This is a genomic window from Polynucleobacter sp. MG-5-Ahmo-C2 (assembly GCF_018687735.1).
GTDB lineage: Bacteria > Pseudomonadota > Gammaproteobacteria > Burkholderiales > Burkholderiaceae > Polynucleobacter.
Genome location: NZ_CP061304.1, coordinates 356,816 through 383,118 on the forward strand (window position 1 = coordinate 356,816; position 26,303 = coordinate 383,118).

A 26,303-nucleotide genomic window follows, 5' to 3' on the forward strand; every position below is an offset into this window, starting at 1 on the left:
ATTTCACCCGAAAATACTTTAAAAATAATGCCTTGCAGCAATTATGGAAGTGCTACTACCGGTAGAAATTTGGGTTACACAAAACACTAGATGTATGGTTTTTGAGGTAATTTTTTTCGATGAAATCGTAAAAAAGTCTGATTTTGACCATTTTTTTACAGTATGAAATTAGTATTTCCTAACTTGTATAACTGATTGATTTAAATGAATAAATTATCAATAACAGAAGACGCATGTGAGAGATCCGGTATTTCGAGACTGGAAAGTTATGGAAATGACTTTCTTTATGCTTGACTTGATATAAGAACCTTCTTAGGATTACCCATGTTTTATAAATATTGCAGTGCAACAAAAATCTGTGATGCAGATTTTCGGGGTGCGCAAAAAATTAGATGAATAAATGGATTACCTACAATTTAGATGATACGCAAGATCGGCAACCAGCGATTCTGGCTGCAAAAGATTTGCTGTCACAGGCGATGGCTCCAGTCTACCGAGTCATCAATGGCGTGCTCGTGATGGCTGTATTTGTGGTTGTCAGCCTTTGGCTTTCGGGTAACGGTACGAATGCTGGTGCCTTTGACTTGGCCCGCATCTTAGTGCCGGACGAGGCTCGTAATATGGTTTGGAGTAATGGCTTTGGCATGCTGGAGCAATATAAGGCTTCAAATGACAGTGCTGCCCAGACAGCCGATTCAGAAATTGCTGCGGTGATCTACAACAAATCCAACCCGATCTCAACGGGCTTGGGCGGTCCCAAGCAGCAGACAGTTGCATTGCTGATGCCTTCTGTAGCGCAGGTGCAAGTGAAGTCGATTTCTCATTTGGCTGATCGCATCCCAACATCGAAGATTGACCCGCAAGCGCTTGATAGCAATTTAATGGGCTCGATTCAAAATCAACGTGCCGTTGCTGATTTCTTCGAGAAGAAATACAAGCTAGATCGCGCTAAGATCGAAGAATACGTCTCAAACACAATTTTGGTTGCAAAAGAAGTCAAGATTGATCCAGTGCTTTTATTGGCCGTGATTTCAGTTGAATCAAACTTCAATCCAACTACCCGGAGTGAGGCTGGTGCTGAAGGCTTGATGCAGGTAATGACTTCAGTGCATAAAGATAAATACGCGTTGTATGGCGGTACCACACAGGCTGTTAAGCCTGAAGTAAATATTCGCGTCGGTGCTTATATATTGAAGTATCTCATCGCCACCGCTGGTTCATTGCGCAACGGCTTGAAGTTTTACGTGGGTGCTGCTAATGCAGAAGATGATGGTGGTTATACGGATAAGGTGATGGCTGAAAGAAATCGCCTCATCAGCCTTTGTCAAACCCGCTCTACTAATCGCTTGACGCTAAATGGCAAGGATTTGCGTTCTTAATTGAGTAGCGCCTGGATCATAGAAGAAATAAAGGCCACCCTAGGGTGGCCTTTTGCATCCTGCCTAGTGAATAGGTCTGCTGGGGATTAATTGACCCCATGCAGTTCTACCTCGAATACCAGGGTTGCATTGGGTGGAATAACGCCGCCTGCACCACGAGGACCGTAGCCCATATCAGAGGGAATAATAAGAGTGCGTTTGCCACCGATTTTCATGCCCGCAACGCCTTCATCCCAGCCCTTAATCACGTGGCCAGCACCCAATGGGAAGCTGAACAATTGGCCGCGATCTAATGAGCTATCAAACTTCTGACCTTTATGGTCAGCCGCTTTTTCGTCATATAGCCAGCCGGTGTAATGCACGTCAACGTGATTACCAGCCACCGCTTCTTTGCCGTCGCCTACGACGGTATCGATTTTTTTGAGTTCACTCATGATGTTTTCCTATTTCACGAAAATTGATTGGCTAGTATATTCTGAGCCTTACAGATTCTGATGGTGAGCCTAATTTGGCTCGATGACATGATAAATTACTGGCCCAATTCCGCATACAACACCCTTTTAGTTAGCCCAGACCGACAGCTATTGGTCACAGACGACTTTTTGCGTACATATTTGCAAAGGCCTGAGCTCAGCTTGGTGCCAGAGTCCTGTGCGATTGAACAATCCTTGCATCAGCGTTTGCTTGAAAACCCCCGTGCCGAAATCGCTGAACCTGAAATTGCTGCCATGACGGATGAGGATATTCAGGAAAACTACCGAGTTTGGCTGCGCTACCGAAAGCGCCTATTGGCTGCAAGCTCTTTAGAAAGTTTTTATATGAGCCTGTTTAAGGGTGAGGGCGTTGATGTGCCACCCTTATTTGTTGCCCAACTAGCGCAGATCTTTGTGAGACACCTATTGGGAGATCAGCCTCATCCCTTAGAGGCGCGAATGGGTGAGTTGTTCTTTAGAACTCAGAAGATTACCGTGCTTGAAGATGCGGTTGTGATGGGGGCGGATGAAGAAGTCGTTGTTCGCAATGCCCAAGCCGGCGATACCGGAAACATCATGGATTTGCTCAAGGGTAAATCGATGACGATGAGGTCAGCTGACTTAGATGTCTTGTATGAAGAAAATGCTGCCGAGTACTGGGCGCGAAATGAGGACTTTGATTTCGCGGTACAACTGAACTTTGGGCATGAGCCTATCAACCACTTTTGCCGTGTCTTAGAGAAATGGATAGAGCATTTCTTGGGCGCAAGGGTGCGTATTACCCCCATGCAACAAATTAGTGATCCCAAGTGGTCTTGGCATGTTGGCTTGGATGCAGCAGCGACAGAGGTGTTGAATAAGCTTTATAACAAGGAATCCGTTGAGGCTGATGAGTTAGAAAAGGTGATTTGCCTATTCCGTCTAGACTTTATGGATGAGGCAGCAGTAGCTAAAGCTCAGACTGGTAAGCCGGTCTACATGGCAATTGCCATGAATGCACAGCAAGAGCTAAAGCTAAAACCCCAAAATCTCTTGTTTAATTTACCACTCGCAAAAGCCTCTTAAGCTTTATATATAGATGTGCTGATTCATCGGCAGTGGGATCTAACAAATAATCGGCTGAGGGTACTTGGTGGATTCCCTTAAATTGGGCATCCTCAAGGCCTTTAGATCACAAATGTGCCAATTTTGCCAAGCCCAATGATTTAAAATGAAAGACTCTCTGCATTGGCAATGGGTGCGCTAAAAGCGGCTTGCAAAATGCAGCTGTGAGACCGGCGGGTTAAAACCTGACCCTGTAAATTTTTCAATATTGAGGAAACGTTAATGGCTTCAGAGAAATCAAAGATTATTTACACGCTGACAGATGAAGCGCCATTCTTGGCGACTTGTGCATTTCTGCCGATCATTCGTACTTTTACAGCGCCTGCTGGTGTAGAGATCGTGACTAGTGACATTTCTGTTGCTGCCCGTATTTTGGCTGAGTTTTCTGATTGCCTAACAGCTGAGCAAAAAGTACCTGATAACTTAGCCGAGCTTGGCAAGATGACTTTGATGCCTGATACCAATATTATTAAGTTGCCTAATATCAGCGCTTCTGTACCTCAGTTGCTGGCAGCAATTAAAGAATTGCAGGCTAAGGGTTACAAAATCCCTCATTTTCCAGATGATCCTAAGAATGATGAAGAAAAAGCGATTCGTGCACGCTACTCCAAATGTTTGGGTAGTGCAGTAAACCCGGTCTTGCGCGAAGGTAACTCAGATCGTCGCGCACCCAATGCGGTGAAACAGTTTGCTCGTAAACATCCTCACTCTATGGGTGAATGGAGTCAGGCTTCCCGGACCCACGTATCGCATATGCATGGTGGCGACTTCTATGCCGGTGAAAAGTCAATGACGATGACTAAAGCCTGTGATGTGAAGATGGATTTAGTGACCCAAAGTGGCAAGACAATTGTTCTTAAGCCAAAAGTCTCTTTGTTGGCTGGCGAGATTATCGACAGCATGTACATGAGCAAAAAAGCGCTTTGCGAATTCTACGAAAAAGAAATTGAAGATGCTTACAAGACTGGCATGATGTTGTCCTTGCATGTGAAGGCAACCATGATGAAGATCTCTCATCCGATCGTCTTTGGGCATGCTGTGAAGATTTTCTATAAAGATGCTTTTGCTAAGCATGCCAAGTTGTTTGAAGAGTTGGGTGTGAATGCCAATAACGGGATGAGTAGTCTCTACGATAAGATCAAGACTTTGCCTGAATCTAAGCGCGAAGAAATCATTCAGGATTTACATGCCTGCCATGAGCACCGCCCTGCATTGGCAATGGTGGACTCTGCCAAAGGTATCACTAACTTACATTCCCCAAGTGATGTGATCGTGGATGCTTCTATGCCTGCCATGATTCGCGTTGGCGGCAAGATGTGGGGTGCTGATGGCCGTTTGCATGACACTAAAGCAGTGATTCCAGAAAGTACCTTTGCCCGGATCTATCAAGAAATCATTAATTTCTGTAAGACGCACGGTAACTTTGATCCAACCACAATGGGTACAGTACCTAACGTCGGCTTGATGGCGCAACAGGCCGAAGAGTATGGCTCACATGACAAGACTTTTGAGATTCCAGAAGCTGGCGTAGCCCGGATTGTTGCTGACGACGGCACTGTATTGCTCGAGCAGAATGTGGAAGAGGGTGACATTTGGCGTATGTGCCAAGCGAAAGATGCCCCAATTCGGGATTGGGTGAAATTGGCGGTAAACCGTGCCCGCCTCTCTAATACGCCAGCAGTATTTTGGCTAGATGAGTACCGCCCACACGAAGCCGAGTTGATTAAGAAGGTCAATACCTACCTCAAAGACTATGATCTCAAAGGTGTAGATATTCAGATCATGTCCCAGACTCGTGCAATGCGTTACACCTTAGAGCGTGTGATTCGTGGCAAAGATACCATCTCTGTAACGGGCAATATTTTGCGTGATTACCTCACCGACTTGTTCCCTATTATGGAATTGGGTACCAGCGCGAAGATGTTGTCTATTGTGCCCTTGATGGCAGGTGGCGGCCTCTTTGAAACGGGCGCTGGTGGTTCTGCTCCTAAGCACGTACAACAGTTAGTTGAAGAGAATCACTTGCGCTGGGATTCACTGGGTGAGTTCTTGGCTTTAGCAGTCTCACTAGAAGACATTAGCGATAAGACAAAGAATTCTAAGGTGAAGATTTTGGCTCGCACTCTGGATGAGGCAACGGGTAAATTGTTGGATAACAATAAGTCACCATCTCCGCGTACCGGCGAGTTGGATAATCGCGGCAGCCAGTTTTATTTGGCGATGTATTGGGCGGAAGCTTTAGCAGCTCAGACTGAAGATAAAGAGCTGCAAGCGTATTTCGCGCCTTTGGCCTCTGCCTTGCAGGAAAATGAGCAGAAGATTGTGAATGAGTTCAAAGCAGTTCAAGGCAAGCCAGCCGATATTGGTGGTTACTTTATGGCTGACCAGGAGAAGTGTGAGGCAGTGATGCGCCCTAGCGCTACTTTCAATGCAACCCTGAAAGCGGCTCATGCTTAATGGCTAAATCAGCATTGATGAGGTTAGATAATAAAAAGGCAAACCTTTGGGTTTGCCTTTTGCTTGTGGGTGCCAATAAAGAGCGGCAAGCAATAAATTCTCATCAGTAGCAAAATAAGATAATTACATTGATTGGGGTACGCCATGCGGTTTATCGATCAGACTATCTTTCCTAGCGATATTACCCCTCAAGCTGTTTTTGAAAATCGGCGCAATCTGATAAAGGCTGCAGCCGCAGGTAGTTTCGGAATGGCATTGGCTCCTTGGTTTTCAAGAGAGGCATTGGCGGCTAACCCAGAAAAGCTGAGTGCATTGCTCAATCAGGCTTATGCATCCAAGGATGACCTCACGCCCTATAAGTACGTCACCAGCTATAACAACTTTTATGAGTTTGGCACCGATAAGGCTGATCCAGCTGAGTATGCGAATACTTTGCAAACTCGCCCATGGACTATTGCCATTGAAGGCTTGGTTAAAAGGCCAATGAGTTTGGATATTGATGCTTTGTTAAAGCTTGCAGCAATGGAAGAGCGTATTTATCGTATGCGTTGTGTTGAGGGTTGGTCGATGGTGATTCCATGGGATGGCTACTCCTTATCCAAGCTCATTAATAAAGTAGAGCCATTAGGTTCTGCAAAGTATGTGGAATTTATCTCTCTGGCTGATCGTATACAGATGCCAGGAGTGAAAAGCAATATTATCGATTGGCCCTATCGCGAAGGCCTGAGAATGGATGAGGCCATGAATCCATTAACGCTACTGACTTTTGGTTTATATGGCGAAGTGTTACCCAAGCAGAATGGGGCGCCGGTACGCATCGTAGTTCCTTGGAAGTATGGATTTAAAAGTGCCAAGTCGATTGTGAAGATTCGGTTTACAGAAGAAATGCCCAAGACGAGCTGGAGTCAGTTTGATGCCCGCGAGTACGGCTTCTATTCCAATGTGAATCCCCTGGTAGATCATCCACGCTGGAGTCAGTCAACTGAGCGTCGCATTGGTGATGCAAAAGGTGTGTTTGCACCCAAAATAAAGACCCAGATGTTTAATGGCTATAGCGAGCAAGTTGCCAGTATGTATGCTGGTATGGATTTGAAGAAGTACTATTAGTCATGATGAAAATACAAGTTGCTTTAGTGAGCCTGCTACTCGCGGTTTGCTTGCCTGCTGATGGTCAAAGTGATACCCCAGTAAGAACGATTGCCTCTTTAGATGTTCCAAAGTATTTAGGTACTTGGTATGAGATTGCGAAATTCCCAAACTGGTTTCAGAAAAAATGTATTGGCAATACTAAGGCGGTCTATTCACTGAGGTCCGACGGTAATTTAAAAGTTCTCAATAGCTGCAAAACTGCTGATGGCGATATTTCTGAGGCCGAGGGTGAAGCGCGACAAGTGGGCGGAAAAGATTCACCGAGGCTAGAGGTACGCTTTGCTCCAGCATGGCTTTCCTTTTTGCCAATGGTATGGGGAGATTATTGGGTGATTGATCTAGACCCCCAGTACCAGCTAGCCATTGTCAGTGATCCTCGGCGGGAGTATCTCTGGATTCTTTCTAGAGTGCCGCAGTTAGATAAAAAAGTTTATGAAGATCTCTTGCAGAAATTGCAAATGCAGCAGTTTGATATTCGGAAGTTAGAAGTGACTGCGCAATCCAGCCCCAAGAATTAAAGTGCCCATCCATTTATTGCCTCCAGGAATTGAAGTCTTTGAAAGGGGCTGGCTATCTGCAAATAATATTTTTCATTTTGGCGATGAGAATGTTTCCCTGGTTGATAGTGGCTATTGCGCGCATGAAGGGCTTACTGTCGAGCTGGTGCGCAACGCCCTGGTGAAGCACTCACTGCCCGGTTTAAATACAGTCGTTAACACGCATCTGCATTCAGATCACTGTGGCGGCAATGCTGCTCTAGTCAAAGCATTTGATTGTGAAATCCTCATTCCAGCTTCTGAAGATCAAGCAGTGATAGATTGGGATGAAGATTTATTGAGCTATCAAAATCTGGGGCAAGAGTGCCCGCGTTTTGCGCATCACGGTTTGCTAGTTCCTGGGCAGGAAATTCTGTTGGGACGCTTTCTGTGGCAGGTCTTAGCAGCTCCTGGTCATGATCCTCATTCCGTGATGCTTTACCAAGCAGAGCATCGTCTTCTGATTTCAGCCGATGCACTTTGGGAAGAGGGATTTGGTGTTATTTTTCCAGAGCTTTGGGGTGAGCCTGGTTTTGAAGAGGTCGCACAGACCTTAGATTTGATTGAGAGTCTACCAGTGAGTCTGGTGATACCAGGGCATGGCAAGCCATTTACCGATGTGGCTGGATCTATTGCGATAGCGCGATCTAGATTAGATTACTTAGCCTCTGGTCCAGAGCGAAATGCCCGCCATGGCGCAAAAGTTCTATTGAAATACAAGCTCATCGAGTGGCGAGCAAAAGATATTGATTTGGTGGCTGATTGGATTGAGAATACGCCAGCACTAAGAAGCGCTGCGAAACAGCTTAATATGGATATGCCAGAGTTTCTGCAGTGGTTACCGAATGCTTTGGTCAAATCTGGTGCTGCTAAGTTAGAGGCGAACTCTTTAGTCGATGTTGCTTAATAGGGCTCTAAGCTCTAGAAGGTAAAAGAGAGTTTGCTGTAAACCGACCAATCATATTGTTGATAGGTTTGCACTACTTGTTTAGCTGCGCCTATGGCAAATAAGAAATGTGGATTGACGCGATGCGTCACCATAGCATCGATTGGTACAAACCAACCTCCGCCCGCTGTGTTGTAATTGATGCTGTTCTCATCCCAAAACCGAATTTGAGTATTGGCGCTAAGATTGAATCCCAGTGTGGGGTAAAGCTCTAAGCGCCGTATTAAAGCCGGCGTTGTTGAGCCGGGAGCGGTTCTAGGACTAAAGCCATAGAGGTAACGCGTCAAAGGTGAGAAATCAGAAAATATATTTGTCTCCGTATAGCTGGGTCTAAACGAAGTGCTTAATTGCGGACCAGCAGCCCATTGACCTTGATTTTGTAGCGGCGCAATTACACGCCCACCTGCATTGCCAAACCAAGTCGGTAGGCCTCCCCAAACGGTGAGCATGGCGGTGTTGGGAGTGTAGGCTCCAGTTGATTGATTGGTCTGCTGTGGACCGTAGTTAGCAAGATACGATGTGTCTAGCCTGGCTGTTCCATGCCAGTCACCAATATTGAGTGGGTTGTAGTAGCGCAGCTTGAGGGTGTCGCTATAGTTTTGCGAGCCCTGGTAGTCGTGATATCCCCAGAATTCTAGGACACGGTCTTTGGAGCGTTCTTGTGAGATATTTACAAGACCAAAGGGTAGGGCGCTGGACGTTTCATTGGCACAGACCCAGTATCCCTGGATGAGCAATAGAAAAAAAGTGAGTGTGCGCAAGAATGCCATATAAGCATTAATATTACATGACTAATCCCATTTATTTGAAATTCGTAGAGGAAGTATGGAACATACCGTTTTAGTAACTGGCGCTACTGCCGGATTTGGTGAAGCAACTGCGAGGCGCTTTTTAGCACATGGTCACAAGGTTATTGCTGTGGGTAGACGAGTGGAGCGCTTAGATGCCCTCAAGGCATCGCTACCTGCAGATCAACAGAAGAAGCTTCATACGATGGCAGTAGATGTATGTGATAGCGCCAAAGTGGATTCTCTGGCAGCATCTTTGCCTGCAGAGTTCGCCAAGGTCACCGTTCTCGTGAATAACGCAGGGCTTGCATTAGGTCTTGAGCCGGCGCATAAAGCCTTCCTCGAAGACTGGGATCGTATGATTGATACCAACATCAAAGGTTTGGTGCATATGAGTCGTGCTTTTTTACCTGGTATGGTGGATCGCAAAGTGGGGCATTTCATTAATCTGGGGTCTGTTGCTGCCAACTATCCTTACCCAGGTGGCAATGTGTATGGCGGTACTAAAGCATTTGTAAAACAATTTAGCTTAAATCTCAGGGCTGATTTATTTGGCACTCCAGTGCGTGTTACTTGTATTGAGCCGGGTATGTGTGCTGGCACAGAGTTTTCAAATGTGCGCTTTAAGGGTGATGACAATAAAGCTGAACAGGTTTACACCGGTGTCAAGGCATTAAGTGCAGATGATGTTGCTGAAGCCATTTACTGGTCAGCAAATTTGCCTAGTCACATGAACATCAATGTTCTAGAGGTGATGCCTGTACAGCAATGCTTTAATGCTTTCAACGTACACCGTGGAGAGTTCTAAACTTACTTTTTCCACTGATAAAACTTGGGATAGACGCGCATTACCACTGGGCCGTCGAAATCCCAAGACTTACAAGCCCCCAAATATAAAGGCGGCTTGTTTTCATCGGGGTCAAACAGTGCACCCGGAATGGATTGATAGGCTGCAGTAGCAATATTGTTTAGTAGCTCGCGTAAGTGCGTGCAGCCTTTAATTCCGCCTAGGTGCATCTCAATCGTTTTACGCCAACCTTTGCCAATGCGCTCTCCAATTAATGCATCCATAGGCGGGATGACCAAAGTACATTCTGGGTGAGGATGACCGTCCATTACCACTTCAATCGCTTTGATGGTGAGGTGGTTGTCTAATGTAACTCGTACCCACATATCGTGAATTGCTTCTCCAGGCGACCAAGTTCTTGAGCCCGTCACAAAGGGATGGGACTTTGTGTCTTTCAAGTGACCCTCGATGTCCCATAGACCATCCTCTCTCGCATAGCCATAGAATGTGACTTCGCGTTGATGGAGTGGTGAGCGTGGTTTTGGGTCTGAAAGCATGGGAGTAGTGTGTGATCGGTGGGGATGCTCAATCATAATCAATTGAGGCTGAAGGCGGTGAGACTACTAAAATAAAGGCCCTCTATAGTATTCTGTACGGCATATGGCAAAACCCATCTCTTTAGAAAAAATCCTCTTTAGCCAAGGCTTCGGAACGCGTCGCTACTGTAGTGATCTGGTGTACGCCGAGCTAGTGAAAATCAATGGTGTTTTGGCTGAGGATCCCGAAGAGCGCATGACTACCGAAGGACTAGTTCTAAATGTCGAGGGTCAAGACTGGGAGTATCACGAAAAGGCTTATATTGCATTTAATAAGCCACCCAATTACGAGTGCTCCCATAAAACAACGCATCATCCTAGTATATATAGTTTGCTACCCTCCCCATTTGTGGAGCGTGGCTTGCAATGTGTCGGTCGCCTAGACTTTGATACTACCGGCCTCTTATTGATCTCGGATGATGGTCAGTTCATTCATAAAATGACTACGCCTAAAAAGAATATTGGTAAGGTCTATGAAATTACTACACCTGATCCCATTACATCGACTCAAATAGAGCACCTCTTAAAGGGCGTTGTCTTGGATGATGATCCAAAGCCTTGTTTTGCAACCGCATGTAAGCAGCTTTCAGAAAATGTACTTGCCATGACCATCGTTGAGGGGCGTTATCACCAGGTTAAACGCATGATGGCTGCAGTGGGTAATCATGTTACTAAACTACATCGAGTCGAAATCGGTGCCTATACAATGCCTGTAGATCTTGCAGATGGCGAATGGCTCTGGTTGTATCCGGATGACTTAAAAAAACTTTCGCAAAGCGTTCATTCTTAAATGAAGCACACATTATGAAACAGACTTTATTGCCCAGTGACTTTGACTTTCAGAAAAGCATCCCATTGTGGGTACTCGATGAATCTAAAAATACTATCTATCGCGAATTTAGATTCATCGACTTCAAACAAGCATTTGCGTTTATGACCTTGTGCGCACAGTATGCCGATCAGATCGATCATCACCCAGACTGGTCAAACTCCTGGAATACGGTAGCGGTAGCCTTGACTACCCATTCGAGCAAAGGGCTGACCGACTTGGATATTCAGATGGCTCAAGCCATGGATCAATTTGCACTACAAGTCTAAGTCAAGCGCTGCTAATTAATGTTCGTCACCTTCGTGGTCTTCTTCGTTAATACTCATTAAGATTGTGGCGAGCAGGCCGTAAACTACTTCGGTGGAAATCATGCCATCTTCATCGAGTTCGTCAATTAAGTCATTCAAACAATCTTCCGTTGGCTCATTGAGCAAAGTCATTGCGCATTCGCAGCCATAGTCAAAATCTTCATCATTTTCAGTTTGAGCGTTGTCAGTCATAGTTATCCTTAATTGAGCTTTAAGGATAGCAAATTCAGGTTAAATTCGGTGGTTTTTGGTGGATCCGGTGATGGCCCCCTGCTGAGCATGGCTCTTAAGGTGTTATAGCTTTTCATTTAGTGAAATTCTTGTGCGACTGCAGCAAGTAAATAATCATTTATAGTGATTTCAGAATGAAAAAATAGGAGGCAGCATGCAGCTTAATGTGAATGGTCAAATTCATAATATTGATGTCGAACCCAATATGCCCTTGTTATGGGCGATTCGTGAAGCCGTTGGCCTGACTGGCACCAAGTACGGATGTGGTGTTGCCCAGTGTGGTGCCTGCACTGTCTACCTCAATGGTGAGCCAGTGCGCTCCTGTTCAATACCGGTTTCTGCAGTTGACGCTGCCAAGATCACGACGATTGAAGCCCTTTCTAAAGACAATTCACACCCAGTTCAAAAAGCCTGGATTGCGCTAGACGTTCCACAGTGCGGCTATTGCCAATCTGGACAGGTGATGGCTGCCGCTGCTTTATTAAAAAGAATTCCGAAACCGAGCGATGCAGATATTGATAGTGCCATGGCTAATGTTTGTCGTTGTGGTACTTATCAAAAGATCCGCGATGGTATTCATGTTGCTTCTGGCCAGAAGAAATTAGCAGATGTTTTGGCGCAATATGATGTTACCCCTGCAACGCGTAGTTAAGGAGATCAAGATGACATCTCACAATAAAAATATTGCATTAGAAAACCTTGCGCGGCGGGATTTCATTATCAAAGGTACGCTTCTTGGCGGCGGATTGATGCTGGGAGTCGGCGCTATCCCGGATTTGGCTTATGCTGCCGGCGTTCAATATGATCCAAACACGCCAACCATGTATGGTGATGCTGAAGTGAATGCGTGGGTCAGCATTACTCCTGATGAAACTGTTTACATCAGAGTTGCCCGTTCAGAAATGGGGCAGGGTACTCGTACTGGTTTGGCCCAACTCGTGACCGAAGAGCTGGAGTGCAACTGGAAAAAAGTAAAAACGCAATCCGCCACACCTGGCCAGAGCCTAGCTCGCAAGCGCGTCTGGGGAGAGCATGGTACCGGTGGTAGTCGTGGTATCCGAATTTCAGAAGACTATGTGCGTCGTGGTGCGGCAGCGGCTCGCATTATGCTGCTCGAGGCTGCAGCGAAGCAATGGAATGTTCCAGTGGGTGAACTCAAAGTGGATAAGGGTGTCATTACCCATATTCCAACAGGGCGCAAAACAACTTATGGCAAGGTTGCCCAATTAGCATCTACTTTGACTCCGCCGGATCCTAAATCGATTACTTTGCGTGATCCTAGGGAGTGGAAAGTGGCTGGACAGCCCTATGCCCGTATCGATACTGTCAACAAAGTCAATGGCACAAAGGTATACGGTATTGATTTACAGTTACCCAATATGCTGTGTGCCTCGATTAAAGCTTGCCCCGTCTTTGGTGGCAAGTTAGTAAGTTATGACGAAGCCAAAATCAAAGGCATGCGTGGCGTGAAGGGGGTCGTTAAAATTGACGACAGTACACTTGCCGTAGTTGCAGACACCTGGTGGCGTGCCAATACAGCGCTCAATGCTTTGCCAATTGTTTGGGATGAGGGTAAGGGCGCCAATACTTCGCAGGCTGGCATTGAAAAGATGCTGCGTGATGGCTTAGATGAACAAGGAGACTTTTGGCAGCGCAAGGAGGGTGATGCACCTGCGGCCATCAGTAGCGCCAGTAAAAAGGTAGAGGCAATTTATTACACTCCCTTTAGGGCGCATGTCACGATGGAGCCCATGAATGCCACTGTAAAAATTACGGGCAATCGTGCAGAGGCTTGGGTTCCAACACAAAATGGTGAAGGATCGCATGCCGCCCTATCGGAAGCAACAGGTATACCGCTGGCTAATTGTGAAGTCTATAAACTAGATTCTGGATGCGGCTTGGGCCGTCGTGGCTCTACGCAAGATTTCACTACCTTTGCTGCTAAGGTAGCGCAACAATATCCAGGCATCCCAGTGAAAGCGGTTTGGAGTCGTGAAGAGGACTTGACTCACGATTATTACCATCCGATTGCGATGGCGAAGATGACCGCTGGTTTGGATAATACTGGCAATCTGACAGGCATGCATGTCAAAGTATCCGGTCAGTCAATTAACGCCACTCTTGCGCCAGCTGCCATTAAGAACGGTAAAGATGAACGTCAGTTGCAGGGATTTTATGAGAAGGGTCCCGATGCACAGTTGGGTTATACCTTCCCAACTTTGCTAACAGAGTATGTGATGAAGAACACACATGTTCCTGTGGGCCCATGGCGTGGCGTGAATACCAATCAAAACGGTATCTTCATGGAATGCTTTATGGATGAGTGCGCTAAGGCTGCTGGTAAAGATCCGGTCCAATTTAGGCAAGCGCTGATGCAAAGCCATCCAAAACATTTAGGCGTATTAAATGCAGCTGCCAAAAAAGCCAATTGGGATAAGCCTCTGCCTGCAGGCACTTATCGTGGTGTTGCGCAGTTCATGGGCTACGCTAGTTATTCTGCTTGCGTCGCCGAGGTCTCGGTAAAAAATAATGTTGTCAACATTAGCCGTCTCGTCTTTGCATTAAATTGCGGTCATGTTGTCAATCCTTATTTGACACGTGAACAGATTGAAGGCTCTGTAGCTATGGCATTGGGCGCTATTTTTAATCCAGAGATCACTGTTGAGAATGGCCGCATCAAACAACAAAACCTCGATACCTATCCATTACTGAAGCTAGCCTCAACCCCCAGAATCGAAAGTGTTCTTGTACCCAGCTATGACTTTTGGGGTGGTGTAGGTGAGCCAACCATCTGCGTCGTTGGTCCGGCGGTTGCAAATGCTATTTCTGCAGCAATTGGCAGGCCAGTTCGAAACTTCCCCCTTGGTAAAGAAGGCTTGAGCTTGGCCTAGAGTAGTCGTGCTAGTGTAGTTTATGATGAAACGATCCATCCTTTAAATGGTGGGTCGTTTAATATGCGCTTATGAGCTATCTCAAGAGCGTGCTATTTTTTATTTCTCTATTGCCATTAGGGCGCTTGATATGGCTTGGCTTTTCTGATGATTTAGGCGCTAACCCAATTGAGTTTGCAACTCGCTCTACTGGTACCTGGGCGCTCATATTTTTATGCATCACTTTAGCAATGTCACCGCTGCGCATGCTCACTGGTTGGGTCACATGGATTAGGTGGCGTCGAATGTTTGGCCTCTTTTGCTTCTTCTATGCCTGCATTCATTTCTCAATTTGGTTTTGGCTGGATCAAAATTTAGATTTTCAGGCAATGTGGGCTGATGTACTGAAGCGCCCCTTTATCACAATGGGCTTTACAAGCTTTGCATTGCTAATCCCTTTAGCTGTGTCATCCAATAACTGGGCTGTGCGTACCTTAGGGAGGCGCTGGAGCTTGCTTCACAAGTTGGTTTATGTCATTGCCTGCACAGCAATCATTCATTATTGGTGGCATAAAGCGGGTAAGAATGACTTGCAGACTGTTTCTATCTACGGATCTGTAGTCTTGCTATTGCTGCTATGCCGCCTACCTTGGGTAAGGAGCCGTCTCTCCCATACAATGGCTCGATGAATACCTACCTAAGCATTGCTCTCTGTCTTATATTGATGAGTTGCTCAGTAACACCTCAAACTCCGCCACCCAAGGGGTCGCAGACTTCTCCTGTCTATACACCAGAGCAATTAAGAGAATTTAATAATCAACCCGTCGCTCTCAGTGAAGGGCCTTTTGGGCCTGTGGCTACACCACCTCCCACAAAGAGTCTGACCAAAAAGCCGCCTGGAAACTCGAAGTATTTTAGTCAGCCAGAGGGTGAGGAAGAGGCTGAGGCTATTGAAACCCAATCGTCCGATCCCTATACGCCAAGCACCCCCGTTTATCGGTTCTAGCCATAAGCAGCTGTTACCATTAAGGCTAATTTTTAGAAAGATCAAGCCCAATGAATTCATTCACCTGTTTGTTTATATCAGTGCGAAGCCCTCTATTGGCAGCCGCATTTTTATCGCTCGCATTTATTGGTAGCGTACATTCTCAACAAAGTGGCCTGCCGATCAATGCTGCCGCTTCTGTGAATGGAGCCATCATTACTAATGATATGGTGGAGCAGGGCATTCGGATGGCGACCTCACAAGGTCAGAAAGATAGTCCTGAGTTACGTCAAGCAGTTGTGCAGAAATACATTGAGGTATTACTTCTTTCGCAACGTGCTGAAAAAGATGGGTTAGCAAACTCTGAAAAAGCAAATACTCAACTCACATTGATCCGTCAAAATTATTTGGCAGATCTTGAGTTGTCTACTTTTATGGCGCAAAACCCAATTACTGACGCCGATGTTCAGGCTGAGTACAGCAGAGAAATTGCCTCACTTGGCCCACAAGGCATGCTGGTTGAGTACAAGGTGAGTGATATTGCGATTGCTACTGAAGCAGATGCGCAAGCGGCACTTGGTCGCATTAAAAAAGGGGAGTCATTTGATAAAGTGGCTAAGAGTGTTTCTCTTGCGCCCAATAGAGTGCAGGGTGGTGCAGTTGGCTGGGTGCAAGCTGGGCAGGTTGCACCGCAGATCTCAGCGGTATTGGTAAATCTCGGTAAGGGTCAGGTATCTCAAGCCCCGATTCAAATGCAACAAGGCTGGTATTTGGTAAAACTCGAGGATAAAAGAACTAGTAAGCCGCCCACATTTGAGCAAGCTAAAGCCTCGATTCGGAACGGCATAGCACAAAGAAAGCAATTTGAGTTTTTATCTCAGATCGCCAAAGAATCGAAGATTGTGATTCAGTAAATGATTTTGTAGCTATAAAAAAAGAGCTCCACGGAGCTCTTTTTGATTCATCCAATTGATTCCTATTTGCGCTCAAGCGTCACAAAATTAAATGTAATATCGCCTTCCGCTCCTGCAGTACGCTCCACTTCCCGCCAAGAGTCTAGATCTGGAACCTCAAAGAAGGTATCGCCATCATTGATATCGATATCAATTTCAGTGATGAACAGACGATCCGCTTTAGCAAAGGCCTGTTTAAAAAGTTGCTCTCCACCAATCACAAATACACGTGGCGTATCGCTTAGGTGTTCGAGAGCTTCGTCTAATGAGCCTGCAAGCTCCGCCCCCTCAATTTGGAATTGTGGATTGCGGCTCACTACGATATTGCGACGGCCAGGTAGTGGGCGACCAATCGATTCCCAAGTCTTGCGCCCCATGATGACTGGGTGACCCATGGTAACGCGCTTAAAGAATTGCAAATCAGCCGAGATCTTCCAGGGCATCTGGTTATCGCGACCGATGACATGATTGCGCGAGCGCGCAACAATCATGGAAATAGCAGGCTGTGTCATCAATTACCTTCTTGTTCTTAGATTGCTACTGGAGCTTTTATATGGGGATGCGATTCGTAACCCAGAATTTCAAAGTCTTCGAACTCGTAATCAAAAATAGAATCTGGTTTACGCAGAATATTGAGTTTTGGCAATGGGAAGAAATCCCTCGATAACTGAAGCTCAACTTGCTCTAAGTGATTGCTATATAAATGGCAATCACCACCAGTCCAGATAAAGTCACCAACTTCTAAATTGCATTGTTGCGCCATCATGTGTGTGAGTAGGGCATAGCTAGCAATGTTGAACGGCACACCTAAGAAAATATCAGCGCTACGTTGATAGAGCTGGCAGGATAACTTGTCATCAGCAACATAGAATTGAAAGAAGGCATGGCAGGGTGCTAAAGCCATGCGCGGGATGTCTGCTACGTTCCATGCGGAAACAATAATGCGGCGCGAATCTGGATTCTTTTTGATGGTTTCGACTACTTCAGAGATCTGATCAATGTGCTTGCCATTCGGCGCCGGCCAAGAGCGCCACTGGTAACCATAGATGGGGCCGAGCTCACCATCTGGAGCTGCCCACTCATTCCAAATGGATACACCGCGCTCTTTCAACCAGTTGTTATTGGTACTGCCCTTGAGGAACCAGAGTAGTTCATAGATGATGGATTTGAGGTGAAGCTTCTTGGTGGTCACCATCGGAAAGCCATCGGCCAAGTTAAAGCGCATTTGGTGCCCAAATACCGAGATAGTGCCTGTACCAGTCCTATCGGACTTTTGGACTCCCTTGGCAAGCACTTCTTTCATGAGATCGTGATATTGGCGCATATAAATATTGGTAAAAATGGGTTATGTGGGGTTAGCTTACTCGAATACGGGAGGACTCACCCCAAGAACCCTATGGAGCTTGGGTGAGGTGGTGGTGTACTGGAGTTGAACTTGTTTCTCAGGGTTTAAATAGGCTGCCGCTGCAAATGCGGCCAGAGCGGCTTCATGAAAGCCCGACAGAATAAGCTTTTTCTTGCCCGGATAAATATTGATATCTCCCACGGCATAAATCCCGGGGATGCTAGTCTGAAATTTTTCGGTATCAACACTCACTTGCTTACGATCAATATCTAAACCCCAATCAGCAATTGGGCCTAATTTAGGTGAGAGACCAAAAAAGATGAGGAGATCATCGACTGCGATCTCTTGATCCTTGCCATCAATCTCAGTCACTACTATTTTGGAGATCTGATCACGCTCCACTTCGTAGCTGCTAATTTGCCCAATCAAGAATTGCATTTGTTTGTTCTTACAAAGCTCGCGTATTTTGGCAACCGATGCTGGTGCTGCTTTAAAGTCATCGCGTCGATGAATTAGGGTTACGCTCGCAGCTTTATCTACGAAATGTAATGTCCAATCCAATGCGGCATCACCGCCACCGCAAATCACAATCTTTTTGCCAGTAAATTGTTCCGGATTTTTAACGCTATAGAAAACCTGCTGACCTTCAAAAGCCTCTATGCCATCAAGCTTGAGGGTGCGGGGCTGAAAGGCGCCCACGCCGGCAGCAATAAAAACAGTTTTACTTAAAAAATGTTTACCCTGGGAGGTGCCAATCAGAAAGCGCCCATCGGCTTGTTTCTCAAGCTGAGTAACCTCTTGCTCCAAATGAAACTGGGCATCAAATGGCTCGATTTGTTTCAGTAAATTGTTGGTTAACTCACGTCCAGTACAAACAGAGATCGCGGGGATATCGTAAATCGGTTTATCTGGATAAAGCTCAATGCATTGACCTCCAGCCTCTGGCAGAGAGTCAATCACATGTGTTTTGATTTCTAGAAGACCAAGTTCAAAGACTTGAAAGAGACCCACAGGGCCGGCGCCAATAATGACAGCGTCGGTTTGTATGGGGGAGTGCAACACAAATTCTCGAAAAGGGAGTTAGGAAATTACTTTACCAACTGCTCGAGTTTATTTTTAACGTCTTTCCACTCATCCGCATCAGGAAGGGCGGCTTTAGATTTCGTAATAGAAGTCCAAGAGGGAGATAGATCAGCATTCAGTTTGATGAATGCCTGTTGATCACCGGGGACATCATCTTCTGCATAAATCGCATTAACAGGGCACTCAGGAACGCAGACAGCGCAGTCGATGCACTCATCTGGATCGATCACTAAAAAATTAGGACCTTCACGAAAGCAGTCAACTGGGCAAACATCAACGCAGTCTGTGTATTTGCAGCGGATGCAGGATTCGGTAACAACGTAAGTCATGGTGTTTAATCTAAAGAGCCCCAAAACTGGGTCTGCTAAGTTATAAAAGCTCAATTTTAGCCGAAATAGCCAATTTTTCAGGTAAGCGCCTGATTTCCAAGCTTAAAGACCCTTTTGGTGACTTTGTAAAATGAGAGCTATCCTCATGGTTATAAATGAAGGAAAAAGAGCATCTACTATGAAAATACTGATTGTTGGGGCGGGTGGCATTGGGGGCTTCTTTGGGGCCAAACTTCATCAGGCTGGGGCTGATATTACCTATCTGTTGCGTGAGAAGCGCCAACAGCTTATTCAAGACCAAGGTCTGACAGTGGAGACCCCTAAAGGTAACTTCACAATCCACCCAAAGACACTCTTGGCTGATCAGCTGGAGCCCGTGTATGACCTGATCATTCTGACGTGCAAAGCCTTTGATTTAGATGACTCACTAAAATCTATTGCCAAAGCAAGCTCAAAAGGCATCATTCTTCCATTTTTAAATGGGCTCACCCACCTCAATACCTTAGATCGTCAATTTGGCAAAGAGCGTGTGATGGGTGGCGTGGCGCATATTGCGGCAACCATCTCCGAGTCAGGCTCTGTAAAGCAGCTAACCGAATTGGGTACATTGACGGTGGGTCCACGCACTCCAGGGCAGGAGGCGTTGAGCCAGGAACTTTTTACCTTGTGTAAAAAGACGGATTTCGATGCCTTTTATAAAGACAATATCGAGCAAGCACTGTGGGATAAATGGGTATTCTTGGCAACCTTGGCAGGTATGACCACAATCTGCCGCGGCTCGATTGGAGAGATTGCAGCTACACCTTATGGAAAAGACCTCAGTAAGCGCATGTTTGCTGAATGCTGCGCTATCGCTGCAAGCTGTGGGTATGCAATAGCGCAGAGCACCCAAGTAAGTTCTCAAGAAATTCTTACCAAGGAAGGGTCGCCCTTTACCGCCTCAATGCTGAGGGACTTGCTCGCAGGCAAAAGGAATGAGCATCAGCATATCTTGGGCGATTTGATTGGCTTTGCAAGCCCTGGGTCGATCGATTGCCCGTTGCTACAAATCGCCTATACCCATATGGCGGTAGAGAGTAAAAATAGCGCTTAACAAGGGCTTTCCCTAGGGCATTCCTTTTCTAAAGTCAAATCCCAATTGATTACACTTTAAGAATTGAAAGCAATAAACCCAACTACGAAAGAGTGGACCATGGAAGAGTATCGGCTGCAGATCGATAAAACAGCGAAACCATTATTGATTATTGATTACACCTTTGGGGGCGATCGAAATCTTGAGTTAATGAAATCCACCAACTTGCCTACCAGTTTACAAAACGCGAAGGTCAAGACAGAATTTGATTTAGCGCATGCATGGAGTGAATTCGCCCGCAAGTATTTAGAGATGACTAATGAGATCGCAGCCACCCCAATTTGCTGGCAGGGACATTACGATCAATTGGGTAGAGTCATGCTCGAAATGATGCGCTTGAGCCGTGATAAGCAGGAAATGGATGACAAAGAGGGTGTTTACGAGATGATTCCTAACCTTGAAGAAATTCCTTTTGTGAGTAAGCCCTCTGGCCTTGAGGACAAGATGTTTTGCCGTATCTGGCTTTCCTTGATTCGTCATCCAGCCTTTATTGAGATGGAGTTAGATGAAGATGAGTTGGCGGCATTCAACTACTGGCAAGGTTTATTTACCGTTGCCTTGGGGAAAACAAATAGCGAGCTACTGCAGCAGGCTGCTTAGTTCATCTCATTGGTAGGTATAAAAAAAGCGCTCCGTTGAGAGCGCTTTTTCTTTTACTAGAGTTACCTAAATTAACCTCCGTAGAGGAATCTTGGTAGCCACAATGTCATACCTGGCCAGATATACATGAAAACCATACAAGCGATCACGATGAACATGTAAGGCATCATGCCTGCAAAAATCTGGTTGAGCGTGACGCCTGGTGGTGATACGCCCTTAAGATAGAAGGCAGACATTGCAACTGGTGGTGACAAGAATGCCGCTTGCAGATTGACAAACACCAAGGTGCCCCACAAGAGTGGGTCGATATTGAAGTGAGCCAAAATAGGCAGGAAGATTGGGACGAAAATAACAATAATTTCAGTCCACTCTAAAGGCCATCCTAGGAAGAAGATGATCGCTTGAGAGAGCAGCATGAACTGAATTGGTGTTAGGTCTAGCATTAGCACCCATTTTTCGATGATCGATTGACCGCCCAAAATAGTAAACACAGCCGAGAAGAGCGCTGAGCCCACAAACAACCAGCACACCATTGAGGTTGTTTTTGCAGTCAAGAACACCGCCTGCTTGGTGCGCTCAAAGTCTAAGGTTCCAGCTTGAAGTGCCAGAATAAAAGCGCCCAGTGCGCCCACTGCTGCAGACTCAGTAGCAGTAGTGATGCCCAGGAGGATCACAGCTAGCACTAAGATAGTGAGAACACCCAAAGGCATCACCGACTCAATTAATAGTTTGAGAATTTCAAACTGCTCCTCATCTAGTTTGAGGTAGTAGTAAACCAATAGCAGGCCGAAGAGTACGCAAGTCAAGCCAAAATACAACTCGAAGTTTTCTGGCGGCCCATTATCAGCTTCTGCAACAGCCCCAGCTTCAATTGGGTCATCTCCAGACGCAGCATCGAGGGCAACCAAAGGCGCATCTTCTTCAACTTCTTTAGACTTGTTATTGTTCGATGTGGCGTCAATCGCTACGAGTGCATCATCTGCTGGCGCAGCAGTGCTAGTTGCCGTTGGTTTAGCAACTTGGGCGGCTACTGGAACATTCTGTGCGTCTTTTTCAGATTGCTGATGAATCATGACATACCACCACGCACCCCACATAGTGACTGCAACCAAAATAAATGGGGTTAATGCTGCCAATACATTCTTAACAATATTCTTGAAAGAGAGTCTTGCTTCAGTTGGTGCCTTCAGTAATTTGGATGGAGCGAACAAAGCCTTGAATGAGGCTAGCAACATATTCTTTGAATAGTGCTCTCCTAAAAAGCGAATCGATGCAGGAACTGGCACGATCAATTGGTCGGCTGGAAGCTTTGGCGCAACCTTAGGATTAATTAAAGCCCAGCCAATGATGTAGACCAAATACAAGAATGCGAGAAAGAATCCTGGCACCATCGCAGCGGCATAAAGCTTCACTACTGATTGGCCTGCAACAGCTGCGTACACAATGATCATGACTGAAGGTGGAATCAAAATACCCAGGGTGCCACCAGCAGTAATGACACCAGCAGCAAGGCGTGTGTCGTAGCCTGCGTTAAGCATCGGCTTCATGGCAATCACGCCCATGAGCACAACTACAGCGCCAACGAGGCCGCTTGCAATACCCCAGAAGGTACAAACAATCAGAGTAGCTACCGCTAAGGAAGCTGGTACACGACGGAAAGCCAGTTGGATGCTATAGAACATCTTATCTACTAGCGCCCCTCGTTCCATCACATACCCCATTAATACGAAGAGGGGAATTGATAGCAGGACATCGTTCGTCATACCGCCAAAAGTTCTTTGCACCATGAGGGTAAAGACTTTATTTGCAGCCCAGCTTTGCGATGGATCGTAGAAGGCTGCAAAACCAAACATCATGCCTAAACCCATGAGGGTAAAGGCTGTTGGGAAGCCCAGCATGATTACAACAATAATCAAGCCGAGCATGGCTAAGCCAAGAATTGGATCACTCATGATTTATCTCTTTAGTTTGGCCAATACGATGATGCGCTGCTTCATCGATTGTTTTGGCATTTTTGATGGCGAGTTGACGAGCTTCATCATCGACGTGAACTGAGGAAGCTAATTGCTGTTCAATTACATCGATTTCTTCGGCATCTTTTAAGCGTTCAGGCCATTCACCTGTTTTGAGGCAAACAATGCAACGCAAGATTTCTACAAAACCCTGCAACAGCACAAATGCTCCTGCAATTGGAATAATGGTTTTGAAGGGATATAGCGGCGGTCCATTAGCAATCTGGGTGGTGTGTTCACCAATACGCCAAGATTCTCCGGCATAGGTATAGCCGGCATAAACCAAAGCAGCGATTCCTGGTAAGAAAAAGGTGATGTACAAAATTAAATCCAGGGTTGCCTGTGTGCGCGGCTTCATTGATCCATAAAGGAAGTCACCGCGAACGTGACCGTTTTGCGCCAAAGTATATGCACCACACATCATAAACAGGGTGCCATATGCCATCACAGATAACTCACCAATCCAGGCCGATGGGGAATTAAATGCATAGCGTCTCACGACATCTGTAAAGACCATCAGCATCAATAGAACAACAAGCCAAGCAGCAGCCTTGCCAACGAAGGTGCTGATTTCATCTACTCTCAGCATGAATTTATCCATGAACTACTCTCCTAAAACAACTATGTATTTCTCAATCTAACTATGAAAAACCGGACGGGGTTACCGTCCGGTCATGATGCAAGCCATCACTAAAGAAGCTGCTTAGCCTTTAAAGTAATGGTCGTAAGCGATCTTCATGTCAACATTGACTAGCAAGTCCCAGCGAACTGCACGTTGGGCAAAGGCCTTTTGTGAATCAAGCACTTTCTTAAACATTGGGAGCTCAGAAGCCTTCTTCGCAATAATCTTGTCCCAAGCATTTAATTGGGCTACCAAGATAGATTTTGGAGTGGCGTAGAACTTAACCTTGTCTTTTGTTTGGAGCTCAGCAAAGTCCTTAGAGTAGCGATCAATTGCTTTCCATGACATATCTGCAGATGCTGCCTGGGTTCCGTATGAAAGAATGGCTTGGAGGTCTGCTGGCAAGGAGTTGAACTTCTTCTTGTTGAAGATAATTTCAAATTGCTCTGAAGGTTGATGGAAGCTTTGGAGCATGTTGACTTTGGATACGTCTGGGAAGCCCAAGATGCGGTCTGAAGTTGCATTATTAAACTCAGCAGCATCTAGAACGCCACGGTCCATTGCTGGGATGATTTCGCCACCAGGCAATGCTTGAACTGATGCGCCCATGTCTGTGAAGATCTCAATAGAGAGACCAACCGTACGGTACTTTAAGCCCTTCAAGTCATCGACTTTAGCGATTGGTTTTTTAAACCAGCCCAGTGGCTGTGTTGGCATTGGGCCATAAGGGAATGAAACCACGTCAAGCTTAAGATCGCTGTATATCTCATTCAATAGCTGTTGACCACCGCCATATTGGTTCCAAGATAGAAGGGTATTCGCATCCATACCAAAAGCAGGACCTGATCCCCAGAGCGCTAGTGCAGGGCTCTTGCCGTACCAATAAGCTAAAACGCCATGGCCGCCATCCAATGTTCCGCTAGATACAGCGTCTAACATATCAAAGGCTTTTACAACTGATCCAGCTGGTAGCACTTCAATCTTGAGTCGACCACCAGACATCGCATTTACTTTTGTTGCGTAGTCATTGGCGTACTCATGGAAAATATCTTTAGCTGGCCATGTTGATTGGAAGCGCAAATTAATCGTTTGCGCATTTGAAATCATTGGGAAGCCCATTGCAGCGGCGCCGGCAGTGCCAGCAGCAGCATTCTTTAGAAACTTACGGCGTGGGCTGGTGTTCTTGGTCTCAGACATCTAAATCTCCTATGATCGTTTTTTTATAAGTTCACTACTGGATGAAATAAATCCTTTCTAGAGGTTATTCCAAAATGGGGCAAATGGGATTGAGGGTTTCCCCTCGATCAGGGCGTATTTTTATTGTGCATTGCATCAATATATTGCCCTCATTATTTTCAAGATCAATTTAATATACGGGATTGCCAAAGAGCAGGTGATTAGATAAACACAAGGACAGATATGAGTAATAAACCGAAAGTTTTAGTGGCTAGAGCAATATTCCCTGATCTGCTTGCCAAATTAGAGGAGTCGTTTGAGGTCCGCTCTAATCAGGCTGATCAAGTCTTTACCCCCGAGGAATTACAAAAGGAGTTGTCAGGCGTGGCAGGTGCATTGGTCACTGGTAGCGAACGTATTGACGCAACTGCTTTGGCTAATGCCAAGAACTTAAAAATCGTAGCGAATATTTCAGTGGGCTACAACAATTTCGATGTGCCTTCAATCACTGCAGCCGGTGTTATGGCGAGCAATACGCCAGATGTATTGACAGATACCACAGCTGATTTTGGCTTCGCATTATTAATGGCCACGGCAAGGCGCATTACCGAGTCTGAGCGCTGGATTAGAGAAGGTCACTGGGATAAATGGTCCATTGTGACAAACCCATTGGGCATGGATTTACATCACAGTACTTTGGGCATTATTGGTATGGGCCGTATTGGGCAAGGCATTGCAAAGCGTGCCCTGGGCTTTGGAATGAATGTGATTTATCACAATCGCAGTCGTCTGCCTGAGGCTGATGAAAAAGCTTGCGGCGCAAAGTATGTCTCTAAAGAAGAATTACTTCGCACCGCTGATCACGTAGTCTTGGTATTGCCATACACAGCAGAAAATCATCACACTATTGGCGCCAAAGAAATTGCGCTCATGAAGCCTACTGCGACCCTGGTAAATATTGCCCGTGGTGGCATTGTGGATGATGCTGCTTTGGCGCAAGCACTTAAAGAGAAAAAGATTTTTGCTGCAGGCTTAGATGTATTTGAGGGTGAGCCCAAAGTCAATCCTGAATTACTGAAACTCAGTAATGTGGTGTTGGCTCCGCATATTGCTAGCGCAACCGAAAAGACTCGTAGAGCAATGATTGATTTAGCAGTAGAAAATTTACGTGCTGCAATTGCCGGTAAGAAGCCGCCAAGCTTGATTAATACAGAAGTATTTAAAGGCTAAAGCTGATTGCAAGAAACAATAAAGCCGAGCAATGCTCGGCTTTATTGTTTTATATCTTCTTAGGTTTTATTGATGTCTTGCGAATTACTCAGCTTCAATCTCTTCAGGCAGCTCGCGTAAGGCTAGTTCAATTCCACCAAATTTGCCAGCGACCCAGTTATACACCTTGCAAGCAATCCACAGTAAACCAAAGCCAAGGAGGGCATTCAGAATGAGGGCAGACAGCACGGTAAATCCTGGAATGGCGCCGTCACGAACAAAGGCAACAAATAAGGCCAACAAGACGATCGGAACAGAAAAACATAAATAAACCAAAACAAGTGTTTTGGCGGTGTGCATTGGGTCTAGGAAGACGAGTTCTTTTTTGCTAAGTTTCATAATGA

General features: G+C 45.9%; 28 protein-coding genes. 16 read left to right on the plus strand and 12 right to left on the minus strand.

The window, feature by feature from the left end:
- The first annotated feature begins 392 nt into the window (after positions 1-392).
- Positions 393-1,379 carry a transglycosylase SLT domain-containing protein gene (locus tag C2740_RS01930; protein WP_215293744.1) on the plus strand — a complete coding sequence of 329 codons (987 nt, stop codon included), beginning with the start codon at positions 393-395 and terminating at the stop codon, positions 1,377-1,379.
- An 86-nt stretch (positions 1,380-1,465) separates the two neighbouring features.
- On the opposite strand, the gene C2740_RS01935 is transcribed toward C2740_RS01930, so the two are convergent.
- Positions 1,466-1,813: an FKBP-type peptidyl-prolyl cis-trans isomerase gene (locus C2740_RS01935; RefSeq protein WP_215293745.1), complete on the minus strand. Its 348-nt coding sequence runs from the start codon at positions 1,811-1,813 to the stop codon at positions 1,466-1,468.
- Positions 1,814-1,900: 87 nt separating this feature from the next.
- Here C2740_RS01935 and C2740_RS01940 point away from each other — a divergent pair, with 87 nt between their 5' ends.
- From C2740_RS01940 to C2740_RS01960, 5 genes are all read left to right on the plus strand, one after another.
- Positions 1,901-2,917: a DUF6352 family protein gene (locus C2740_RS01940; protein ID WP_215293746.1), complete on the plus strand. Its 1,017-nt coding sequence runs from the start codon at positions 1,901-1,903 to the stop codon at positions 2,915-2,917.
- 261 nt (positions 2,918-3,178) lie between these two features.
- Entirely contained in the window at positions 3,179-5,413 is a 2,235-nt protein-coding gene (locus C2740_RS01945) for an NADP-dependent isocitrate dehydrogenase (RefSeq protein ID WP_215293747.1), read from the plus strand.
- Between the two features lie 144 nt (positions 5,414-5,557).
- On the plus strand, positions 5,558-6,520 hold the full coding sequence (msrP, locus tag C2740_RS01950; RefSeq protein WP_215293748.1) for a protein-methionine-sulfoxide reductase catalytic subunit MsrP: 963 nt from the start codon (positions 5,558-5,560) through the stop codon (positions 6,518-6,520).
- A 2-nt stretch (positions 6,521-6,522) separates the two neighbouring features.
- A complete protein-coding gene (locus C2740_RS01955; RefSeq protein WP_215293749.1) occupies positions 6,523-7,080 on the plus strand; it encodes a lipocalin family protein in 558 nt (185 codons plus the stop codon).
- 1 nt (position 7,081) lies between these two features.
- Positions 7,082-8,005, plus strand: coding sequence for an MBL fold metallo-hydrolase (locus tag C2740_RS01960; RefSeq protein WP_251369667.1), 924 nt, complete (start codon positions 7,082-7,084; stop codon positions 8,003-8,005).
- Between the two features lie 14 nt (positions 8,006-8,019).
- Here C2740_RS01960 and C2740_RS01965 read toward each other — a convergent pair whose 3' ends face one another.
- A complete protein-coding gene (locus C2740_RS01965) occupies positions 8,020-8,805 on the minus strand; it encodes a hypothetical protein (RefSeq protein ID WP_251369668.1) in 786 nt (261 codons plus the stop codon).
- Positions 8,806-8,869: 64 nt separating this feature from the next.
- On the opposite strand from C2740_RS01965, the gene C2740_RS01970 reads away from it, so the two are divergent.
- Positions 8,870-9,640, plus strand: a complete 771-nt coding sequence (locus C2740_RS01970; RefSeq protein WP_215293750.1) for an SDR family NAD(P)-dependent oxidoreductase — start codon at positions 8,870-8,872, stop codon at positions 9,638-9,640.
- Between the two features lie 2 nt (positions 9,641-9,642).
- Here the strand turns inward: C2740_RS01970 and C2740_RS01975 are convergent, their stop codons facing one another.
- Positions 9,643-10,176 (minus strand): DUF2889 domain-containing protein, encoded by a 534-nt coding sequence (locus tag C2740_RS01975; RefSeq protein ID WP_215293751.1) that lies wholly within the window; start codon positions 10,174-10,176, stop codon positions 9,643-9,645.
- A 103-nt stretch (positions 10,177-10,279) separates the two neighbouring features.
- Here C2740_RS01975 and C2740_RS01980 point away from each other — a divergent pair, with 103 nt between their 5' ends.
- On the plus strand, positions 10,280-11,005 hold the full coding sequence (locus C2740_RS01980) for a pseudouridine synthase (protein ID WP_215293752.1): 726 nt from the start codon (positions 10,280-10,282) through the stop codon (positions 11,003-11,005).
- A 14-nt stretch (positions 11,006-11,019) separates the two neighbouring features.
- Positions 11,020-11,313, plus strand: a complete 294-nt coding sequence (locus C2740_RS01985; protein ID WP_215293753.1) for a 4a-hydroxytetrahydrobiopterin dehydratase — start codon at positions 11,020-11,022, stop codon at positions 11,311-11,313.
- A gap of 15 nt (positions 11,314-11,328) precedes the next feature.
- Here the strand turns inward: C2740_RS01985 and C2740_RS01990 are convergent, their stop codons facing one another.
- A complete protein-coding gene (locus C2740_RS01990; protein WP_215293754.1) occupies positions 11,329-11,544 on the minus strand; it encodes a hypothetical protein in 216 nt (71 codons plus the stop codon).
- A 193-nt stretch (positions 11,545-11,737) separates the two neighbouring features.
- Between C2740_RS01990 and C2740_RS01995 the strand changes: the two genes are divergently transcribed.
- The 4 genes from C2740_RS01995 (at position 11,738) to C2740_RS02010 (ending at position 16,352) form a co-directional block, all read left to right on the plus strand.
- Entirely contained in the window at positions 11,738-12,235 is a 498-nt protein-coding gene (locus tag C2740_RS01995; protein ID WP_215293755.1) for a (2Fe-2S)-binding protein, read from the plus strand.
- A gap of 10 nt (positions 12,236-12,245) precedes the next feature.
- Positions 12,246-14,474 (plus strand): xanthine dehydrogenase family protein molybdopterin-binding subunit, encoded by a 2,229-nt coding sequence (locus C2740_RS02000; protein ID WP_215293756.1) that lies wholly within the window; start codon positions 12,246-12,248, stop codon positions 14,472-14,474.
- 71 nt (positions 14,475-14,545) lie between these two features.
- The gene (gene msrQ, locus C2740_RS02005) at positions 14,546-15,142 is read left to right on the plus strand and encodes a protein-methionine-sulfoxide reductase heme-binding subunit MsrQ (RefSeq protein ID WP_215293757.1); all 597 of its coding nucleotides are present in this window, start codon (positions 14,546-14,548) and stop codon (positions 15,140-15,142) included.
- A gap of 397 nt (positions 15,143-15,539) precedes the next feature.
- Positions 15,540-16,352 carry a peptidylprolyl isomerase gene (locus C2740_RS02010; RefSeq protein ID WP_251369669.1) on the plus strand — a complete coding sequence of 271 codons (813 nt, stop codon included), beginning with the start codon at positions 15,540-15,542 and terminating at the stop codon, positions 16,350-16,352.
- 62 nt (positions 16,353-16,414) lie between these two features.
- Here the strand turns inward: C2740_RS02010 and C2740_RS02015 are convergent, their stop codons facing one another.
- From C2740_RS02015 to fdxA, 4 genes are read right to left on the minus strand one after another with little or no spacing between them, the layout of a single operon-like run.
- Positions 16,415-16,903, minus strand: a complete 489-nt coding sequence (locus C2740_RS02015; RefSeq protein WP_215293759.1) for a dihydrofolate reductase — start codon at positions 16,901-16,903, stop codon at positions 16,415-16,417.
- Positions 16,904-16,920: 17 nt separating this feature from the next.
- A complete protein-coding gene (locus tag C2740_RS02020; RefSeq protein WP_215293760.1) occupies positions 16,921-17,715 on the minus strand; it encodes a thymidylate synthase in 795 nt (264 codons plus the stop codon).
- A 36-nt stretch (positions 17,716-17,751) separates the two neighbouring features.
- Positions 17,752-18,798 carry an NAD(P)/FAD-dependent oxidoreductase gene (locus tag C2740_RS02025; protein WP_215293761.1) on the minus strand — a complete coding sequence of 349 codons (1,047 nt, stop codon included), beginning with the start codon at positions 18,796-18,798 and terminating at the stop codon, positions 17,752-17,754.
- A gap of 26 nt (positions 18,799-18,824) precedes the next feature.
- Positions 18,825-19,148, minus strand: a complete 324-nt coding sequence (fdxA, locus tag C2740_RS02030; RefSeq protein WP_215293762.1) for a ferredoxin FdxA — start codon at positions 19,146-19,148, stop codon at positions 18,825-18,827.
- A 178-nt stretch (positions 19,149-19,326) separates the two neighbouring features.
- On the opposite strand from fdxA, the gene C2740_RS02035 reads away from it, so the two are divergent.
- On the plus strand, positions 19,327-20,241 hold the full coding sequence (locus C2740_RS02035) for a 2-dehydropantoate 2-reductase (RefSeq protein ID WP_215293763.1): 915 nt from the start codon (positions 19,327-19,329) through the stop codon (positions 20,239-20,241).
- 99 nt (positions 20,242-20,340) lie between these two features.
- Positions 20,341-20,880, plus strand: coding sequence for a hypothetical protein (locus tag C2740_RS02040; protein ID WP_215293764.1), 540 nt, complete (start codon positions 20,341-20,343; stop codon positions 20,878-20,880).
- Between the two features lie 71 nt (positions 20,881-20,951).
- On the opposite strand, the gene C2740_RS02045 is transcribed toward C2740_RS02040, so the two are convergent.
- The 3 genes from C2740_RS02045 to C2740_RS02055 form a co-directional block, all read right to left on the minus strand.
- Positions 20,952-22,832 carry a TRAP transporter large permease subunit gene (locus tag C2740_RS02045; RefSeq protein WP_215293765.1) on the minus strand — a complete coding sequence of 627 codons (1,881 nt, stop codon included), beginning with the start codon at positions 22,830-22,832 and terminating at the stop codon, positions 20,952-20,954.
- Positions 22,825-23,493 (minus strand): TRAP transporter small permease subunit, encoded by a 669-nt coding sequence (locus C2740_RS02050; protein WP_215293766.1) that lies wholly within the window; start codon positions 23,491-23,493, stop codon positions 22,825-22,827. Before C2740_RS02050 ends, C2740_RS02045 begins: the two co-directional genes overlap by 8 nt.
- A gap of 102 nt (positions 23,494-23,595) precedes the next feature.
- The gene (locus C2740_RS02055; RefSeq protein WP_215293767.1) at positions 23,596-24,711 is read right to left on the minus strand and encodes a TRAP transporter substrate-binding protein; all 1,116 of its coding nucleotides are present in this window, start codon (positions 24,709-24,711) and stop codon (positions 23,596-23,598) included.
- A gap of 222 nt (positions 24,712-24,933) precedes the next feature.
- Here C2740_RS02055 and C2740_RS02060 point away from each other — a divergent pair, with 222 nt between their 5' ends.
- On the plus strand, positions 24,934-25,920 hold the full coding sequence (locus C2740_RS02060) for a D-glycerate dehydrogenase (protein WP_215293768.1): 987 nt from the start codon (positions 24,934-24,936) through the stop codon (positions 25,918-25,920).
- 84 nt (positions 25,921-26,004) lie between these two features.
- On the opposite strand, the gene C2740_RS02065 is transcribed toward C2740_RS02060, so the two are convergent.
- Positions 26,005-26,298: a hypothetical protein gene (locus tag C2740_RS02065; RefSeq protein WP_215293769.1), complete on the minus strand. Its 294-nt coding sequence runs from the start codon at positions 26,296-26,298 to the stop codon at positions 26,005-26,007.
- Positions 26,299-26,303: the final 5 nt, after the last annotated feature.

Excerpts from the sequence above, each read along its gene's own strand:
- C2740_RS01980 (WP_215293752.1), top strand. The coding sequence starts at position 10,280 with ATGGCAAAACCCATCTCTTTAGAAAAAATCCTCTTTAGCCAAGGCTTC.
- C2740_RS01945 (WP_215293747.1), top strand. The coding sequence starts at position 3,179 with ATGGCTTCAGAGAAATCAAAGATTATTTACACGCTGACAGATGAAGCG.
- C2740_RS01970 (WP_215293750.1), top strand. The coding sequence starts at position 8,870 with ATGGAACATACCGTTTTAGTAACTGGCGCTACTGCCGGATTTGGTGAA.
- C2740_RS01955 (WP_215293749.1), top strand. The coding sequence starts at position 6,523 with ATGATGAAAATACAAGTTGCTTTAGTGAGCCTGCTACTCGCGGTTTGC.
- C2740_RS01995 (WP_215293755.1), top strand. The coding sequence starts at position 11,738 with ATGCAGCTTAATGTGAATGGTCAAATTCATAATATTGATGTCGAACCC.
- C2740_RS02060 (WP_215293768.1), top strand. The coding sequence starts at position 24,934 with ATGAGTAATAAACCGAAAGTTTTAGTGGCTAGAGCAATATTCCCTGAT.
- C2740_RS01990 (WP_215293754.1), bottom strand. The coding sequence starts at position 11,544 with ATGACTGACAACGCTCAAACTGAAAATGATGAAGATTTTGACTATGGC.
- C2740_RS02020 (WP_215293760.1), bottom strand. The coding sequence starts at position 17,715 with ATGCGCCAATATCACGATCTCATGAAAGAAGTGCTTGCCAAGGGAGTC.
- C2740_RS02050 (WP_215293766.1), bottom strand. The coding sequence starts at position 23,493 with ATGGATAAATTCATGCTGAGAGTAGATGAAATCAGCACCTTCGTTGGC.
- C2740_RS01940 (WP_215293746.1), top strand. The coding sequence starts at position 1,901 with ATGATAAATTACTGGCCCAATTCCGCATACAACACCCTTTTAGTTAGC.
- C2740_RS01930 (WP_215293744.1), top strand. The coding sequence starts at position 393 with ATGAATAAATGGATTACCTACAATTTAGATGATACGCAAGATCGGCAA.
- fdxA (WP_215293762.1), bottom strand. The coding sequence starts at position 19,148 with ATGACTTACGTTGTTACCGAATCCTGCATCCGCTGCAAATACACAGAC.
- C2740_RS02045 (WP_215293765.1), bottom strand. The coding sequence starts at position 22,832 with ATGAGTGATCCAATTCTTGGCTTAGCCATGCTCGGCTTGATTATTGTT.
- C2740_RS02055 (WP_215293767.1), bottom strand. The coding sequence starts at position 24,711 with ATGTCTGAGACCAAGAACACCAGCCCACGCCGTAAGTTTCTAAAGAAT.
- C2740_RS01935 (WP_215293745.1), bottom strand. The coding sequence starts at position 1,813 with ATGAGTGAACTCAAAAAAATCGATACCGTCGTAGGCGACGGCAAAGAA.
- C2740_RS02035 (WP_215293763.1), top strand. The coding sequence starts at position 19,327 with ATGAAAATACTGATTGTTGGGGCGGGTGGCATTGGGGGCTTCTTTGGG.
- C2740_RS01985 (WP_215293753.1), top strand. The coding sequence starts at position 11,020 with ATGAAACAGACTTTATTGCCCAGTGACTTTGACTTTCAGAAAAGCATC.
- C2740_RS02000 (WP_215293756.1), top strand. The coding sequence starts at position 12,246 with ATGACATCTCACAATAAAAATATTGCATTAGAAAACCTTGCGCGGCGG.
- msrQ (WP_215293757.1), top strand. The coding sequence starts at position 14,546 with ATGAGCTATCTCAAGAGCGTGCTATTTTTTATTTCTCTATTGCCATTA.
- C2740_RS02040 (WP_215293764.1), top strand. The coding sequence starts at position 20,341 with ATGGAAGAGTATCGGCTGCAGATCGATAAAACAGCGAAACCATTATTG.
- C2740_RS02015 (WP_215293759.1), bottom strand. The coding sequence starts at position 16,903 with ATGACACAGCCTGCTATTTCCATGATTGTTGCGCGCTCGCGCAATCAT.
- C2740_RS02065 (WP_215293769.1), bottom strand. The coding sequence starts at position 26,298 with ATGAAACTTAGCAAAAAAGAACTCGTCTTCCTAGACCCAATGCACACC.
- C2740_RS01975 (WP_215293751.1), bottom strand. The coding sequence starts at position 10,176 with ATGCTTTCAGACCCAAAACCACGCTCACCACTCCATCAACGCGAAGTC.
- msrP (WP_215293748.1), top strand. The coding sequence starts at position 5,558 with ATGCGGTTTATCGATCAGACTATCTTTCCTAGCGATATTACCCCTCAA.